This is a genomic window from Streptosporangium sp. LJ11 (genome assembly GCF_051918945.1).
Lineage (GTDB): Bacteria > Actinomycetota > Actinomycetes > Streptosporangiales > Streptosporangiaceae > Streptosporangium.
The window spans coordinates 173,772-188,060 of the sequence record NZ_JBPXMB010000019.1; the positions used below are offsets into that span (position 1 = coordinate 173,772).

Consider the following 14,289-nt stretch of genomic DNA (forward strand, 5'->3'; position numbering starts at 1 on the left):
TCAGACGGAGAAGTCGCGCAGCAGGCCCGTGTACCTCTTGGGGCCGGGAGGGGCGAACTCGCCGCGGGTGCTCGTCCGCAGGCCGAGGGAGACCAGCGACTCGACGAGCTTGGTCGCCACGGCCACGCCGTCGATCACGGGGACGCCGACGGCTCGGGAGACGTCCGCGCAGAACGAGGCCATGCCCGCGCAGCCGAGCACGATCGAGTCGCATCCGTCCCGCTCCACGGTCTCGGCGCAGAGGGCGGCCACCACCTTCCGCGCGTCCGAGGAGGGGTCGTCCAGCTCCAGTACGGGGATGTCGCAGGCGTGCACCCCCCGGCACGCGCCCGCGAAACCGTACCGGCCGGCGAGATCCCACGCCCGGCCCGTGGTCCTGGCCAGGGTCGTCACGACGCTGAAGCTCCGGCCGACCAGGGTGGCGGCGTGCATGGCCGCCTCGGCGATCCCGACCACCGGTCCCGAGGCCAGCTCGCGGGCGGCGTCGAGGCCGGGATCTCCGAAGCAGGCGATGACGTACCCGTCCGCCCCCGCCGCCTCGCCCGCCGCGATCTCCGCCAGCAGGCCCGGCACGGCCAGGGCCTCGTCGTAGTGGCTCTCGATCGACTTGGGGCCCATCGCCGGGTTGACGGCCGTGACGACGGTGGACGGTGCCGCGACCGCCCGGGCGCACCGGCCGATGTTCTCGGTCATGGCCCGGGCGGTGTTGGGGTTGATCACCCGGATTCCGACGCGGGTCATCAACCGGCCAGGGTCGTGCCGTCCGACACCCGCTCGGCGTCGCGGTCGAGACCGCCGATCCTCGGCGACATCCGCTCCAGTACGGTGAACGCCACGAACCCGAGCCCGCAGCCGACGAACCAGCTGTAGTCGGCGATCCAGGTCACGTCGGCCGTGGTGAGCTCCAGGTCCAGCAGCATCTTCGGCAGGAGCACCGACGCGATCGCGGGGACCCCGCTGAGCACCGTCGCCCAGACCGCGTTGGGGTTGTAGCCGCTCCGGAAGAAGTAGCGGCCGGTCGGTTCGAGGGTGAACAGGTCGTCCACCCACACCCGCTGGCGGCTCACGATGTAGTAGCCGGAGATCAGGATCCCGAACAGCGGCCCGATCAGGGCGCCGAGGATGCCGAGCGTGTAGTGGATGGCGTCCGGGTTGCCGTACCAGTTCCACGGCGTGAGCAGCACGGAGCCGACCGCCGCGATCATGCCGCCGGTCCGCCAGCTGATCTTCTGCGGGTTCACGTTGGAGAAGTCGAACGCCGGGGAGATGAAGTTCGCGACGATGTTGATGCCGATGGTCGCGATGACGAAGGTGAGCCCGCCCAGCAGGATCGCGAACGGCGTGTCGATGCGCTCGACCGTGTGGATGGGGTCGGTGATGAGCTCGCCGAACACGGGCACGGTCGCCGACGCGGTGATCACCGTGAGCAGCGAGAAGAACAGGAAGTTGACCGGCAGCCCGAGCAGGTTGCCCTTCTTCACCGCCGCGAACGACCTTCCGTACCGGGAGAAGTCACCGAAGTTCAGCATCGGCCCGGAGAAGTACGAGACGACGAGGGCGATCGCGCCGAGCATGACCGGGATGGACGCGCCGAAGTCGAGGTTCTCGCCCCCGGAGAGGTCGAGGCTGATGTTCTCCCAGCCCGCCTGGCCGACCAGGTAGACGGCGAGCACGACCATGACGACGTACACGGCGGGACCGGCCCAGTCGATGAACCGCCTGATCGCCTCCATGCCCTTCCAGAACACGGCCGCCTGGGCGACCCAGAGGATGGCGTAGCAGATGTAGCCGAGCGCGGACAGGCCGAGGAAGCCGCCCTCGTTCAGCGACGCCGACGCGGGCCAGAACTTGAGGAAGACGATGATGAGCGACTGGGAGGCGAGGTAGGTCTGCACCCCGTACCAGGCGATCGCGATGAGCCCGCGGATGATGGCGGGGATGTTCGCGCCGCGCACCCCGAAGACCGCCCGGTTGATGACCGGGTACGGCACCCCGGTGACCTGGCTGGGCTTGGCGACCAGGTTGCAGAACACGTTCACGATCACGATGCCCGCGAGCAGGGCGAACAGGACCTGCCAGCTCGCCAGCCCGAGGGCGAACAGGCTGCCCGCGGTGACGTAGCCGCCGACGCTGTGCACGTCGGACATCCAGAAGGCGAAGATGTTGTACGAGGACCACGTCTGCTCGCGGAGCGGGGCCAGGTCCTCGTTCGCGAGCCGGGGGTCGTAGCCGGGCTTGACGAGACCGGCGCCGACGGGCATGCCTGCCGCCTCGACGACGTCGTGTAGTTTCGGCTGGGACGGTGCGCTGTGTTCGGTCATTGTCAGCTTCCGTGGGGGGTACGGCGCGGGAACCGGTGTCCCGCGTGCGGGCGCGCCGAGGCGGAAGGTGCCGGGATCGGCTCGGGGGATCGGCGCGAGGAATCGGCTTCGGAGGATCGGCGAGAATGGCGGGTCGGCGCAGCCGCGGCAACCGTTCGGGACTGCTTGACGGGCTGTGTGACGGGCCGCGGCATGGGCTGTGGCCGGGGTCGTCACAGGGGCTGTGGCGTGGGCTGTTAAGTGGTCACTTAACAGCTGCCGTCAATGTATGCCTTGACACCCGAGTCCTAATTTCACCCGCGTAAAGGCCTTGTGACAATTGGTGTGGAGGCCGTGACAGGCATGACCCCGGAACCCGGCACGGAGATCGAGGCGATCACGAACGAGCGCCTCGGCCGGAGGCTTCGCGAGCTGCGACTCCGGTCGGGGATGTCGCTGCGCGCCCTGGCGCGCGAGCTCGGCATCTCGGCCAGCGCGGTCTCCCAGATCGAGCTCGGCACGATGCGGCCGTCCGTCAGCAGGCTCATCGCCTTCGTGTCCGCGATCGGCGTGCCGCTCGCGGCCGTGTTCGACACCGCCGAGCCGGCCGGCGCCGGCCCGGCGGGGCAGGACCCCCCCGCCGGGCGGTTCGCCATCCGGCGCTCGTGGGAGGTCGCCCCCATCCGGCTCAGCGGCGGCATCACCTTCCGCAGGCTCTCGCCCACGCCGTCACCCGACGTGGAGTTCTTCGAGTCGACCTATCCGCCGAGCTCGATCTCCAACGCCCACGGCCACTTCCTCAAGCACGAGGGCTACGAGGTCGGGACGGTGACCCGGGGCGAGCTGACCATCGACTTCGAGTCGGAGGTCGTCACCCTCGCCGAGGGCGACTCCATCACCTTCCCGTGCAGCCGCCCGCACATCATCGGCAACCGCTCGGAGACCGTCACCGCCGTCGCGACCTGGCTCATCGTTCACCACTGAGTTCGCTGCTGAGTTCACCGCCGGGTTCACCACCGAGTTCACCACCGGGTTCACCGCTGACCGTCGGAGACTCCTTACGACGGTAGGAGAGGACCACACCCGTCGTGTAGAGGCCCACCCCCAGCAGGACCATGAACACGATCGTGGGCCACTGCAGCCACGGCGGCAGGTAGAGGGCGAGGAACCACGCGCGCGTCGGGCTCTCCGACGCCTTGAGATAGCCGGCCAGCAGCCCCTGCGGGAACAGCGGGATCGCACCGACCGTGAAGCAGAACCCGATGATGATCTGCTTGTGGCGCGGCAGGGACTCGAAGGGGAGCCGGCTGACCGTGCCCGGTTTCGGAGCCGGTCGGCGGCCGGTGCGCATCGTGTCGAGCAGCTCGGGCCCTTTCTCCAGCAGCCGCCGCTCGGCGAGCAGCCCGAACCCCCAGTAGCAGAGAGCCCCCGTCAGGATGCCGACGGCGACTCCCGCCCAGCCGAGGAACCCGGCCGCGATCGCCGCGGGAGCCGCGGTGAGGGCCGTCAGCGCCAGCACCGCGTACACCATGCCGGTGACCGCGCCGTCCTCCTCCGTGGAGCGCAGCGGGTTGCCGCCGCGCCGGTGCGGGTCGGTGCCGGGGATGAGCCCGTACACCGAGACCAGGGGGACCAGTCCGGCGCCGCCGCCCAGCAGGGCGAGGAGGACGGCGAGCAGCATGGGCCACGGCCCGCCGGTGACCGCGGCGAGGGAGACCGTCACCACGAGGGCGACGGGCGCGACGGTCAGCAGCCACGCGTGCTGCCGCCCGCGGACGTCGCTCGCGCCGGGCGTCATGAGCGCGAGCCACAGCGCGGTGCCGTCGGTGCCGTAGAGGTTGGCCGACATGGCCGCGGCCATCACGACGAACACCGGTCCCGCCCAGGGCAGCATCCCCGTCCAGCCCACCAGCAGCGGGGCCGCGGCGAAACACACGCCGTAGGCGAGGGCGAAGGTCAGCTGGTGGGTGCGCACCAGGTCACGCGACCAGGTGCGCAACTCCTTGGCGAGTACGGCGCCGGAGGCGGTGGTGGCCCGGATCGGCCGGCGTCCCCTCGTGGCCGCCCTCGACGCCCCGGCCCGCCGGGTGAGCAGCGCCGCCCACGCGGCCAGCAGCAGGACGACCAGCAGCGCCATCCCGCCGAGGGCCGCCAGGGCCCGCGACCAGTCGGCGGACGCGGCGGCCTCGACCGCGACCGTCCCCCAGCCGGAGGGCAGGTAGCGGGCCGCCGTCGTCACCACCGGCGGGATCCCCGCCGTCTGCCCGAGTGCCATGAAGACGACCCAGATCTGGCCGAGGAAGGCCAGGATCAGGCCGTTGGTCAGCCCGGCGCCGACCGCGCCCACGCGGGAGCGCAGGGCCAGGCCGAGCAGGGCGACCGCGACCCGGGAGAGCAGGACGAACACCGTGAGCTGGAGCAGCAGCGCGGGGATCGAGACGAGCGCGGCCGCGACGCCCTGCCGTACGCCGAAGACCGTGAGCCCGGTCAGGGCGAGCAGGCTGATCACGGGCGCCACCCCGACGAAGGCCGCCACGAGCAGTCCCGTGGCCAGGCGGCGCGGTCGCAGGCCGAGCAGCGTGAAGTACTCCGGGCGGAGCGTCTCGTCACCGCCCCCGGCGAAGACGGGACCGAAGATCCAGCCCAGCATCCAGACGGCGTAGACGGCCGGGAGCAGGTCCGGCCAGGAGAGGGCCGTGAAGATCGTGCCGGCCGCGAGGACCAGGCCGACCAGCGCGCCCATGACGACGAAGCCGGCCCGCTGTCCGGTCATCGAGTGCCGGAGTACGGCCACCTTCATGTTGACCATGGTCAGCTCGACAGCCACGTCAGCTCCTTCACTCCGCCGTCGGAGGTGCCGACCAGGCCGACGAAGGTGTCTTCGAGGGAGCCGGTGCCGCGGACCTCGTCCAGGGAGCCCGCGGCGGCCACCCTGCCCTTGTCGATCACCGCGACGTGGTCGCAGAGCTGCTCCACCAGGGCCATGACGTGGCTGGAGAGCACGATGGACCCGCCACCGGCCACGAAACCGCGCAGGATCGTCTTGATCGTCGCGGCGGACACCGGGTCCACGGCCTCGAAGGGCTCGTCGAGCACGAGCAGCCTCGGAGCGTGCAGCAGAGCGGTGGCCAGGCCGATCTTCTTGCGCATCCCGGTGGAGTACTCGATGACGAGCGTCTTCTCCGCCTCGTCGAGTTCCAGCACCGACAGCAGTTCCTCGGCGCGCTGGTCGACGACCTCGCGCGGCAGCCCGCGGAGCAGCCCGAGGTAGGTCAGCACCTCCCGGCCGGTGAGCCGTTCGGGCATGGCCATCCCGTCGGGCAGGACGCCGACCAGCGTCTTGGCCGTGGCCGGGTCGGACCAGACGTCGGCGCCGAAGATGCGCGCGTGGCCGTCGTCGGGGCGGAGCAGGCCGACGGCCATGGACAGGGTGGTGGTCTTGCCCGCGCCGTTCTGGCCGACAAGCCCGTAGAAGGAGCCCTGGGGGATGTTCAGATCCACGTGGTCGACGGCGACCTTCTCACCGAAGGTCTTGCACAGGCCGTGGATCTCGAGTGCTGCGGGCATGGAATTACTCCGGAGTGCGGGGTGGAGAGGTACCGGTTCGCTCGCGATGACCGAGACAAAGATCAAGAAATATGAGCATCTGAGAACCTACAGCGGCGACAGCGGCACATACCAGGCCCGCCTCGCGCCCACCCGGAGGTGGCGGACGCGAGACGGGCCGGAACACGTCCCCGGCCCTCAGGACGGCGGGGATCAGGAGGTCAACGGGTCAAGGCGCGCAGGTCTGCGGCTGCCTGCCCCCCGGCTGGGCGCACCGGAAGAGGGACGGGTTGACCACCGACGGCGGGCGCCACTCCCGCGAGGCCTGCTCGTAGGCGTACGCGTAGGCCAGGAGCCTGGCCTCGGTGAAGGCGGTGCCGAGGAACGTCATGCCGAACGGGCGCCCGTTGGCCGGGTCGTACCCGATGGGCACGGCGACCGAGGGATACTGCGCCCGCGCGCCGATGCCCGCCGAGCCGTTGCCCGCGAACACGAGCGCGTCGAAACCGCCGGACTGCAACGCCGAGTCGAGGCGCTGGCGGGCCGTGGCGATGCCGTTGTCACGGTCGGCCTCGTAGGTGGCCTTGGTGGCGGGGTCGTCCAGGTTGATGGCGTTCGAGGTCTCCAGCAGGGTCTGGCCGAACTTGATCGCCCCCTCTCCGGCGTGGGCGAGGTTGAAGCGGACGACGTCGTCCAGTGTCTTCATGGGGGCGCGGCGGCCCAGCCGGGCGAGATAGGCGTTCAGGTCACGCTTGAACTCGTAGTTCAGGATGCTCGCCGGAAGCCCGCTCGTGTCCACCGTCACGGCGCTGACCGTGGCGCCCTGCGCGCGCAGCACGTCGACGGCCCGGGTGAAGGCGACGCCCTGGTTCCCGGTCGGGGCGCCGACGACACCGATCTTCACGTTCTTGAGCGCGTCCTTCGACAACGCCGCCGTGTAGTCGGTACCGACGACGTCCTTACTGGCCGCGGTCGCCGGGTCCTGAGGGTCGATGCCGGTGAGCGCGGTCAGCAGCGCCGCGGCGTCGTACACGGAGCGCGTCATCGGCCCGGCCGTGTCCTGGCTCGCGGCGATCGGGACGATGCCGGTCCGGCTGACCAGTCCCACGGTCGGCTTCACGCCGACGAGCGAGTTCGCCACCGACGGGCTGAGGATCGATCCCGAGGTCTCGGTGCCGATGGTCACCGCCGCGAGCGCGGAGGCCGCCGCCGATCCGGACCCCGAGCTCGATCCGCTGGGGGTCTGGCTGACGTCGTACGGGTTGAGGACCTGTCCCCCCAGCCCGCTGTATCCGGACGGCATTCCCGACGTGGTGAAGTTGGCGAACTCGGTCAGGTTGGTCTTGCCCAGGATGATCGCTCCCGCCGCCCGGAGCCTTTTGGTGAGAAAGGCGTCGTCCTGGGGATAGGAGTCGGCCAGGGCCAGGGCGCCCGCCGTCGTCGGCAGCCGGTTGACGTCGATGTTGTCCTTCACCAGTACGGGTATGCCGTGCATCGGGCCACGTGCCCTCCCCCTGCCGCGATCCCTGTCGGCCTGCCTGGCCTCGTCCATGGCGCTGCCGTTGAGCACCCGGACGGCGTTCAGTCCCGGCCCGTCGCTGTTGAGCGCGCGGATCCGTTCGATGTAGGCGTTGACGAGCCACTCGGAGGTGATTTTCCTCGCTCCCAGGGCCTGCTGGAGCTGACTTACGGTCACCGTCTCCAGGTCGATGGAGAAAGGCGGCCTGCCGGTGGACTCGGCCTGCGTCGGGGTGGTCAGCGCCACCGCGCCGAGGGCCGCGACGGTGGCGAACGAGGTGACGTAGAGGCTGGTGCGGGACGCCGTGCGGCGCAGTCCGGATCGGAGACCAGAACGGTTCATGAGAGGCAGCACGTCCTTCGGTGAAGGTCTCGCCTCGGCTGGGTCATCCGAGGAAGCGGTGATCACCCGCAAAGCGTGCGATATATGCGTTATAGCTATATTTCGGATGGGTTACCGTCCGTCACCGGCTCGGAGTGAGGGATCCTCCCACTTCACCGACCGCTTCGCCGGCCGCTGTCGATCCGCACCGACCGACACGGGACAGACACCGGACGGCCCCGGACGGCCTCATGCGCCCCGGACATGCCGTACGGGCGGACGCGGTCCGGCCGGCCCATCCGGGGAGAGCCGACCTATCCTGGGAGAGGTGGAAGAGAACCGGGCACGACGGATCGTTGACGCGCTGCGCGATCGCGGAATAGACGGCCACCTGGCGAGGGTCGGCGTGTATCAGTTCGGGATACGCGTGTCACTGCCCGACGGGCGCGAGGCCGAATGGGACACCGACGGCACCGCGGGCCTCGAAGCCCAGGTGATGCGCAACGGGATGCTGGTCGGTTTCGTCCCCGTGATCGAGGGTTCCGAGGACTTCGACGAGCAGCAGGTCCTCGACGCCATCGCGCGGACCGACTACGACCAGCCCATCGCCAGGCAGCGCGCGCAGGCGCCGCCCCCGGCCGAGCCCCTGCCCCGCATCGGCGGTGTCTTCCGCCGCTTCTTCGACGGCTTCCGCTACCGGTGACGACAGCCTGAGCGGCTTTCCGCCCGCCGTCCCTGGGCGGAAGGGTGACGGCGGACCGCGGCAACCCGGGCGGGTGTCCACACAAACTTCATGATCTTCATGGCCGGGCGACTCAGGCGTAGACGGACGCGAGCCACGCGCCCCAGATCCGCTCGGCGTCGGCCTGGTCGACGTCGGCGAAGATGTGGTGGCCGGTCATGATGACGCCGCCGCCCCCGACGAACCGCAGTAGCGCGTCGTCGGTCCGCACGCCCAGGAAGCCGGGGGCGAGCACCGTGTCGACCACGCCGTCGACGGTCTGCCCCGCGATCGTGAAGTGCACCTTGTCACCCTCCCCGACCTGCTCGGACAGGCCGACGGCACGGGTGAGGCCGGCCCAGACCAGGTCCTGGTCGGGCTGCTGCGGGCCGAACGCGGCGACCGGCACGGCGGTGCGGCCCGGGAAGTGCTCCAGATACCGCGCGAGGGTCCGCAGATAGAGCGGGTTGCCCTTGCGGAGCGCGTCGTACTCCGCCTCCCAGTCGCCGGTCAGGACGCCGCTGTGCACGAACCGCAGCGCGGTGCCGCCGCCGTCACGGCCCTCCACGAGGTATTCGAACGCCATGGACGCACCGTCCTCTCCGGGCTCCGAGCGATAGCCGAACCGGTGCGGCGGCTCCCAGGCGGTGACCGTGGCCTCGCCGGTGAAGCCGGGCATCGCCATGGACGTCCTGCCGCCCTCGCGAGGCTCGATCTCGTTCTTGCCCATGAACCACGAGTCGACGCCGGGGCCGGTCGCGATCGCCTCCCAGACCTCCTCGGGGGTGGCCTGGAGGTCCACGTCGTGGGTGAGACGGAATTCGTGCGACATGTCAGGGCTCCTTGGTGTCGTCGCCGCCCGCGGCGATCCACAGTGCGGTGTTCGAAATCCCCGCTTCGAACACGTCTCGACGATAGCGGCCGACGACTCATATCGTCAATAAAAGAAAAATTGTCGGCGGCGGACAGACGCACCCGCCGCACCCGCCGCGGTCGGCGGCGGACCGGCCGAGCGTATCGGTGCAGGTGAAACGATCCGAGCGGCCGAGGCCCGAGCCACCGACGCGGTTGGGGACACCGCACGCCCAGGTGCGGGGCAAGGACGGCCCCACTTCGAAGACGCGCCTGGATCGGATGGGTCGCACAGGCCAGGCGCCGTCCTGCCTGGACGAGACTCTCCGCGACCTCGGCGACCAGCCTCCTCTCCGTCACCGCGCCACCCGTGGAAATGAAAACGATTCTTTACACGGCCTTGATGGTGACTGTATGTTGTCAATCAATCACTCTACGAACTCAACGAATGTAGGTGAGCCACATGCCGGACAACGGCACCGAACGCTCCCCCGACCCCCGGGTGGCGTTCGCGGACGCGGCGGCGGCCAACACGGGCGAGACGGACGAGCGGCCGGGGGCGGCCGACCGCGCCGCCGTGGTCGCGAAGACCGACGACCACCTGCCGCCCCTGGCCGACCAGCCGATCGACGACAGGCCCCTCGCCATGCGGTTCACGGAATCGGAGGAGTAGAGATGCAACTGCACTTCCGTAACCGCTACACCTCCAAGGTGTGGGTCGCGATCATGTTCTACAGCCCCGACGGCTGCCGCGACTACGGTCAGTGGGGCACCCGGGGCTGGTGGCCCATCGACCCGGGCGGCGAGGCGTTCGTCCTCAACACCGACAACCGCTATGCCGCCTACTACGCCGAAGCGGCCAACGGAGCCGTCTGGACCGGCGCCTACGGCCCGATGTACGTCTACCAGAACGCCTTCGACTCCTGCATCGGCATCGGCAGCACCGCCGCCAGGCTCGTCGGCACCCGGCTGATCGACATGAACGGCTATTCGAGCTATTACGTGAATCTCACTTCCTGACGCGCTCCCCCCACCTGACGCGCCGACCGGCCCGACCGGCTCCGCACGGCAGTGGGAGAGGACGCGGATGAGCGCCTCCTGAGAGACGGACGCCAGAATCCCTTCTCCAGGGTCCGTCCCCCTTCGCCCGGGAGGCGCTCGATCCCCGCCGAAACCGTCCGCCTGTCCGCGGGCTATCCGCGGGTTCCGTTCCCGGCCACCGTGACCGCCTCGGTGAAGTGCCGATACCGGGTCAGCTCCTCCTCCATGGGATCCAGCACCAGCTCGCGGCCGACCTTGTCGACGCTCGACCGCAACGCCTTCGCCGCCTTGCGGGCCCGGCGACGGCCACCGAGCCAGGCGGCCACCCGGGAGAGCAGCGCGATCAGCAGACCGAGCAGGACGCCCCCGATCAGCAGCGTGGTCGGCCAGGGCAGCTCCCCCGCGGTCGGCATGTAGAGCTGCGGAAGCCGGAGATAGTCGAGGGCTACCAGGGCGAGCAACCAGATCCCCCCGGCGAGCACCGTCGCGAGCGCCAGCCACTGCGCCAGCCCGGCCAGCCGCCACCACAGGGGCCGTTTGGAGACCCCGAGCGAGGTGGTGGCCACCGCCCGGTCCAGGCCGTCCTCCAGTTCGTCTCCGCGCGACCTCGCCGCCTGCCGCACGGCAGCGGCCCACGGCGCGGGAAGCCCCGCGGAGGCGGCCCCGGCGGCCTCGCGGATCGCGGTGTCCATCCGGGAGCGCTGGACGACGGTAGCGACGGGGATCGACGTCCTCCCGATGACGTTCCCCGGCTCTCCGGGCTCCCTTGGCACCACCCGTTCTCCGGTGGACCGGCTCGTGGCGTCCAGGCGGAGGCGGCGGAGTGGGTCGGGCCGCAGACGGCGGATCCACCGGGTGGGCGGCCAGCCGGTGGCGGCGACCGAGCGGTGCCGGTGGGACTTGGCCACGGCCTCGACGACGACCGGCACCCCGGCGGCCTGCGACAGCGCGTCCCTCAGCGGCCTCGCCAGGCCGTCCGGCCTGCTCGCGACGTCAGGAGGGGTCTCGCCGGGGGTGACGCCGGACGCCTGGAGAAGCGCGTCGGCGGCCATCCCCGCGTCGGCGGCGAGGCGGGCGGACCAGGACCGCCGGTCGGCGACCCGGGAGGTGAGCAGCGAGCTCAGCTCGGGGACGCCCGCGCCGGTGCGGGTGGACACCCCGACCACCGGGACACCGGTCAGCCCGTCCTCGTCGAGGAGCCGCCGGAGGTCCTTCAGGCACCGCTCGGCGGCGGCCGGGGAGAGCCGGTCGACCTGGTTGAGGACGACGACCATGACGTCCCGGTGCCGGGCCAGCGGCCTGAGGTAGCGGTCGTGGACGGCCGCGTCGGCGTACTTCTGCGGGTCGAGCACCCACACCAGCAGGTCGACCAGCTCGACGAGCCTGTCGACCTCCAGCCGGTGCGACGGCTCGATCGAGTCGTGGTCGGGCAGGTCCAGCAGGATCAGCCCGGCGGCCTCCCCGTCCGTCCCGAAGGCCGTGCCGCCGGCCCGCTCGCTCAGCTCGGTCCCCTTCGCACCGGCCGACCGGCCGGTGCCGGGCCGGGGCCCCTCGCCGTTCCCGTGCCGCGGGCTCTGAGCGGCCTGGCCAGAGGTGTCGAGGAGCTCGTGGCGGCGGGGGATCTCCAGCCAGTCGAGCAGTGGTCCCGCCCCGGCGCCCTCCCAGAGTGCGGCCTGAGCGGTCGAGGTGGTCGGCCTGGTGACGCCGACCGTGGCGAGTGAGGTGCCCGACAGCAGGTTGAACAGCGAGGACTTGCCGCTGCCGGTGGCCCCTGCCAGCGCGACCGCGGTGTGGTCGACCGACAGGCTCGCACGTACGCCGGCGCGGGAGATGACCGAACGCGCCGCGGCGACCGCCTCGGCGTCCAGCCTCCCGTCGGCCAGGTCGGCGGCGCGCGCCAGCGCCGCCAGCCGGTCGTCCAGCGAGACCGTCTTCTCTCGTCGCAGCAGCTTCACGCCTGGCCCGCCTCTCCTGCACCGGTGGCGCGCGGGACGCCGTCGGGTGCGCCGGTCACGTGTGGAAGGCCGTCGGACGGTCTCCGGGACTCCCCCACGGCGGCCGGGACGGAACCCGCGGGAAGCGCGGCCCGGCGGTCCGCGACGGGGAGCTCGCGCAGGTGCTCGCGGATGGCGCCGGCGGTGGCGCGGAGGGCGGGGGCGGTGCCCTCGGGGGGCTGGACGGCGTCCAGCAGGTCGGTGAAGCGGTCGGCGTCCTGGCCGAGGAGGATCGCCACGCGGGCGCGCAGGTCGGAGCGGGCCTTGACGGTGAGGTCGCGGACGGCCTGGTCGCCGAAGACGGCCTCCAGGACCTTCTGGCTGAGCACGCTGGTGCCTCCGGCGATGCCGACCTCGATGCCGGTCAGGCCGCCGGTCGAGGCGAACACCGCGATCATCAGCAGCAGCCCGGCCCCGTTGAGGCCGAACGAGGTGACGCGGGCGGTGGTCCGCCGGTCCGCCCCCTCCTCGCGGACCAGGTCGAGCACGTACGACTGCCAGCCCCTGACGGCCTCCTCGGCCCTGGCGGGCAGGTCGGCGGAGGCGCGGCCGAGACGCCCGGCGACGGCGACCCCCTCGCGTTCCAGGAGGGCCCGCCCCGAGGGGTGCGACGACCACGACTCCAGCAGGCGTTCGGCGGCGCTGTCGGCCGAGGCCCTGATCAGCGCCTCCACCCCGCTCTCCAGAGCGATCCGCAGCTCGCTCTCGGGCGCGGGCCGCCCGGTGACGAAGGCCACGACCCGGTCCCTGAACCTGCCGACCCGGCTCTCCAGGGAGCGCATCAGGTCGCCGGTGCCGATGAAGTCCTGCCAGCGGGCCAGGACCTCGCCGCGCAGCAGCGACCCGTCCCGCATGCCCTCGTCGAAGGTGGACAGGCCCACGGCGTAGGCGGCGTCCGCCATCGAGCGGAGCTCCTCGGCCCCGGTGTGCTGGCGGTCGACCGCCGCGGCGAGCGCGGGCACGCGGGTGGAGAGGCTCTCCAGCGCGCCGGACAGGGTCTGGCGTACCACCTCGGCGCGGGAACGGGAGTCGGCGGCGATGGCGATGAGCCAGTCGGCGATCGGCTGGACCGCCTGACGCGGCAGGCGGGCGTTCTCGTCGGGCAGTACCAGCTCGGGCACCTCGAAAAGGTGCGTCCCGCCCAGGCCGTTCGCCTCCAGCAACCGCTTCAGGTCCTTGCGCACCACGCCCATGGCCTCGGGGGGGACCCTGGACAGGACGACGGCGAGGGCCGTGCTCCGCTCCCTGGCCGAACGCAGGAAACTCCAGGGGACCTCGTCGGCGTACCGGGAGGCGGTGGTGGTGAACAACCACAGGTCGGCGGCGGCGAGCAGCTGGGCGGCCAGCTCGCGGTTGGCGGTGACGATCGAGTCGATGTCGGGGGCGTCGAGCAGGGCCAGGCCCGGCGGGACGGCCGCGGCGGTGACGATCCGGAGCGTGCCGGGCTCGCCCCTGCCGCTCCCGGTGACGCGCGGCAGGCCGGGCAGGACGTGCTGGGCGGTGAACCACTCGCGGTCGACGGGGCTGGTGACCAGGGTGGGGGCCATCGTCGTGGGCCGCAGCACGCCCGGCTCGGAGACGTCCTCGGCGACCAGGGAGTTCACCAGCGTGGACTTCCCGGCCCCGGTGGAGCCGCCGACGACGGCGAGCAGCGGAGCGTCGATCGCGCTCAGCCGGGGGATCAGGTAGTCGTCGAGCTGGCCGGTCAGCTCGCGCAGCGCCCGGCGGTCGGCCACCACGTCGCCGATCGCGAGGGGGAACAGCTCGCGGTCGAGATGCCGCCGCAACTCCCGCAGCGTCTCCAGAAGACCGTCGTTGTCACCCATACGGTCGATCCTGCCCTGCGAGAGCCCCTCTAGACGCGTTTGGCCCCACCGCTCGACCGGGTTACGGGGGCGAACTCGGTAAAGCGGTGGGGCCCAGCCCTCGGACCTCATCCGCGGGCCGTGCCGAGCTCGTCTCCCCCGCAGCTGGAGGCGAGCCCGAGCCCATCGG

General features: G+C 71.4%; 12 protein-coding genes. 4 read left to right on the forward strand and 8 right to left on the reverse strand.

Annotated features, from left to right (window positions below):
* Complete coding sequence (locus ACTOQ3_RS27250; RefSeq protein WP_440086241.1) at positions 1 to 741, reverse strand: aspartate/glutamate racemase family protein; 741 nt, start codon at positions 739 to 741, stop codon at positions 1 to 3.
* Positions 741 to 2,321, reverse strand: a complete 1,581-nt coding sequence (locus ACTOQ3_RS27255) for an NCS1 family nucleobase:cation symporter-1 (RefSeq protein ID WP_440086242.1) — start codon at positions 2,319 to 2,321, stop codon at positions 741 to 743. The genes ACTOQ3_RS27250 and ACTOQ3_RS27255 overlap by 1 nt, the downstream gene beginning before the upstream one ends.
* 342 nt (positions 2,322 to 2,663) lie before the next feature.
* On the opposite strand from ACTOQ3_RS27255, the gene ACTOQ3_RS27260 reads away from it, so the two are divergent.
* Positions 2,664 to 3,284: a helix-turn-helix domain-containing protein gene (locus ACTOQ3_RS27260; RefSeq protein WP_440086243.1), complete on the forward strand. Its 621-nt coding sequence runs from the start codon at positions 2,664 to 2,666 to the stop codon at positions 3,282 to 3,284.
* Here ACTOQ3_RS27260 and ACTOQ3_RS27265 read toward each other — a convergent pair.
* The 3 genes from ACTOQ3_RS27265 to ACTOQ3_RS27275 all read right to left on the reverse strand — a co-directional run bounded on the left by ACTOQ3_RS27265 (position 3,268) and on the right by ACTOQ3_RS27275 (position 7,707).
* On the reverse strand, positions 3,268 to 5,127 hold the full coding sequence (locus tag ACTOQ3_RS27265) for a hypothetical protein (RefSeq protein WP_440086244.1): 1,860 nt from the start codon (positions 5,125 to 5,127) through the stop codon (positions 3,268 to 3,270). The two genes, ACTOQ3_RS27260 and ACTOQ3_RS27265, sit on opposite strands and share 17 nt — an antisense overlap.
* Positions 5,112 to 5,867, reverse strand: a complete 756-nt coding sequence (locus ACTOQ3_RS27270) for an ABC transporter ATP-binding protein (protein ID WP_440086245.1) — start codon at positions 5,865 to 5,867, stop codon at positions 5,112 to 5,114. The genes ACTOQ3_RS27265 and ACTOQ3_RS27270 overlap by 16 nt, the downstream gene beginning before the upstream one ends.
* 208 nt (positions 5,868 to 6,075) lie before the next feature.
* Positions 6,076 to 7,707: an amidase family protein gene (locus tag ACTOQ3_RS27275; protein WP_440086246.1), complete on the reverse strand. Its 1,632-nt coding sequence runs from the start codon at positions 7,705 to 7,707 to the stop codon at positions 6,076 to 6,078.
* A 307-nt stretch (positions 7,708 to 8,014) separates the two neighbouring features.
* Between ACTOQ3_RS27275 and ACTOQ3_RS27280 the strand changes: the two genes are divergently transcribed.
* Entirely contained in the window at positions 8,015 to 8,389 is a 375-nt protein-coding gene (locus tag ACTOQ3_RS27280; protein WP_329086781.1) for a hypothetical protein, read from the forward strand.
* Between the two features lie 112 nt (positions 8,390 to 8,501).
* Here the strand turns inward: ACTOQ3_RS27280 and ACTOQ3_RS27285 are convergent, their stop codons facing one another.
* Entirely contained in the window at positions 8,502 to 9,239 is a 738-nt protein-coding gene (locus ACTOQ3_RS27285; RefSeq protein WP_440086247.1) for an SRPBCC family protein, read from the reverse strand.
* Positions 9,240 to 9,722: 483 nt separating this feature from the next.
* Here ACTOQ3_RS27285 and ACTOQ3_RS27290 point away from each other — a divergent pair, with 483 nt between their 5' ends.
* On the forward strand, positions 9,723 to 9,932 hold the full coding sequence (locus tag ACTOQ3_RS27290; RefSeq protein WP_362841132.1) for a hypothetical protein: 210 nt from the start codon (positions 9,723 to 9,725) through the stop codon (positions 9,930 to 9,932).
* A gap of 2 nt (positions 9,933 to 9,934) precedes the next feature.
* Complete coding sequence (locus ACTOQ3_RS27295; RefSeq protein ID WP_440086248.1) at positions 9,935 to 10,279, forward strand: DUF1036 domain-containing protein; 345 nt, start codon at positions 9,935 to 9,937, stop codon at positions 10,277 to 10,279.
* Positions 10,280 to 10,452: 173 nt separating this feature from the next.
* On the opposite strand, the gene ACTOQ3_RS27300 is transcribed toward ACTOQ3_RS27295, so the two are convergent.
* Both ACTOQ3_RS27300 and ACTOQ3_RS27305 read right to left on the reverse strand, forming a co-directional pair.
* Positions 10,453 to 12,255 (reverse strand): GTPase family protein, encoded by a 1,803-nt coding sequence (locus ACTOQ3_RS27300; RefSeq protein WP_440086249.1) that lies wholly within the window; start codon positions 12,253 to 12,255, stop codon positions 10,453 to 10,455.
* Positions 12,252 to 14,120 carry an ABC transporter gene (locus ACTOQ3_RS27305; protein WP_440086250.1) on the reverse strand — a complete coding sequence of 623 codons (1,869 nt, stop codon included), beginning with the start codon at positions 14,118 to 14,120 and terminating at the stop codon, positions 12,252 to 12,254. The genes ACTOQ3_RS27300 and ACTOQ3_RS27305 overlap by 4 nt, the downstream gene beginning before the upstream one ends.
* Positions 14,121 to 14,289 lie beyond the last annotated feature (169 nt).